Source organism: Gemmatimonadaceae bacterium (assembly GCA_035633115.1).
GTDB lineage: Bacteria > Gemmatimonadota > Gemmatimonadetes > Gemmatimonadales > Gemmatimonadaceae > UBA4720.
This window is the reverse complement of sequence record DASQFN010000123.1, coordinates 1-1,998: the sequence shown is the minus strand read 5'-3', so window position 1 is coordinate 1,998 and position 1,998 is coordinate 1. Positions and strand designations below refer to the sequence as shown.

General features: G+C 65.6%; 1 protein-coding gene. It reads left to right on the top strand.

Features of this window, described 5'->3' with window-relative positions; translation table 11 throughout:
* The first annotated feature begins 528 nt into the window (after nucleotides 1-528).
* Nucleotides 529-1,875, top strand: coding sequence for a group II intron reverse transcriptase/maturase (ltrA, locus tag VES88_19160; GenBank protein ID HYN83604.1), 1,347 nt, complete (start codon nucleotides 529-531; stop codon nucleotides 1,873-1,875).
* Nucleotides 1,876-1,998: the final 123 nt, after the last annotated feature.

Genomic DNA, 1,998 nt, shown 5'->3' with positions numbered 1-1,998 from the left:
CCGCGGTTAGGGTTGGCGTCTGCATGCTGCGTGTCTCCAGCGGGTGTGAGTCCCGTCTCGGTAAGCGCCGGAGCGCCGAGTAGCAGGCCCCAGGTGAGCGAGGGAGACCTCGTCGCCCAAGCGGGGCGTCAAAAGCCCGCGAGGCGGCGCAAGCCGTGTAGCGGGGAGCAAGTCCATGGGCCGCAACATAAAGTGAAGCCTGCAGCCTCGACAGATTTACAACCCGGGAGCCGAGCCGCTCATGTCACGGCGAAGGCCATGTTCCAAGCCGGAGAACCGGAGCCTGCTTGGGGTCCCGGCGGGGTATGGGGCGCAGCACGTGGGCAAGGAGAGGCGCGGAACACGAGAGGCCCGTCTGCGCAGCCGTTGTCGCGGCGAGCGCGCCCGTATAAGCCGAAGGCGAAGTCGGGGCGTGCGCAGCGGGAGTCCGAGGGGATCGTAGTACCGCAGATCGCGGCGGCGAACAACGCCGCGGGAGGGAAGGGTCCCTGGGGTGGTGTTGTCGTCGGAGCAGGCACGTGCGAGGGAATGGCCGGCAAGACCGGACCTAACAACCCCGGCGGCCTTGGGCCGCGCGAGAAAGTGCGCTACCTGCAACGGCGACTGTGGGCCGCAGCCAAGCGGTCCCCGGGAAGGCGTTTTCACGCCCTGTACGACCACATCCACAGGAGTGACGTCCTGTGGGAGGCGTGGAGGCGGGTACGGGCCAAGAAAGGTGCGGCGGGCGTCGATGCCGAGACGATCGCCGACATCGAGCGGTACGGCGTCGAGCGCTTCATTGAAGAGCTGGCCGCCGTGCTGCGGGCTAGGAAATACCGGCCAGAGGTGGTGCTGCGCCGGTATATCCCGAAGGCAGACGGAAGAAAGCGGCCGCTGGGCATTCCGACGGTACGGGATCGGGTAGTTCAGATGGCGGCGAAGCTGGTGCTGGGGCCGATCTTCGAGGCGGATTTCTTGTCGGTCTCGTACGGCTTTCGGCCGAAGCGGAGTGCGACGGATGCACTGGAGACGCTGAGGAAGCTCGGCGCCAAGGGGCATCACCACGTGCTCGATGCCGACATCCGGGACTACTTCGGGTCGATCGACCACGAGAAGCTGTTGCGACTCGTGGCGCGGCGGGTTTCGGACCGGCAAGTGCTCAAGCTGCTGCGGCAGTGGCTTGAGGCGGGAGTGATGGAGGACGGCAAGGTGTACCCGACGGTCCTGGGTACGCCGCAGGGCGGGGTGATCTCGCCCTTGCTGTCGAACATCTACCTGCACGTGCTCGACGTGCTGTGGACGCGCCATAGCGCCCCTTTGGGGACGCTGGTGCGTTATGCGGACGATTTCGTGGTGATGTGCCGCACGAGATCGGCGTGCGAGCAGGCCGAGGAGCGGATCCGGGTGATCCTGGGCCGCCTCGGTCTCGAGCTGCACCCGGATAAGACGAGGCGGGTCGAGCTCTTCGACGGCAAAGAGGGGTTCGATTTCCTCGGCTGTCATCTGCACAAGCGTCTGAGCGGCCGGCTCTGGGAGATGACGGGGCGCAAGCTCTACTTCCTCCAGCGATGGCCGTCCCAGCGCTCGATGCAGCGCATAAGGCAGCGCGTGAAGGCGTTGACTCCGAGGTCACGATGCCACGCGGATCTGCGCGAGGTCATCGCCGATCTCAACCCGATAATCCGGGGCTGGGGCAACTACTTCCGCACCGGCAATGCCGCCAAGCGCTTCATCCAGCTCGACACCTACGTCTGGAAACGGCTACGTCACTTGCGCCTCGCGCGCAAGGGACGTCATCTGAGACCGGGCGAGGCAGAGCGCTGGACGCGCGAGTCCTTCTGGAACCTGGGGCTCTATCGCCTACGAGGCATCGTACGTTATCCGGAGGCTGCGTAATGCGACGACCCGAGAGGCCACCCGTAAGCCGTGTGCGGGAAATCCGCATGCACGGTTTGAAAGGGGGTCTTGACGCCCAACTCGGCGGACAGCCGCCGAAGGAAGTGTAAGGATCTACCAATG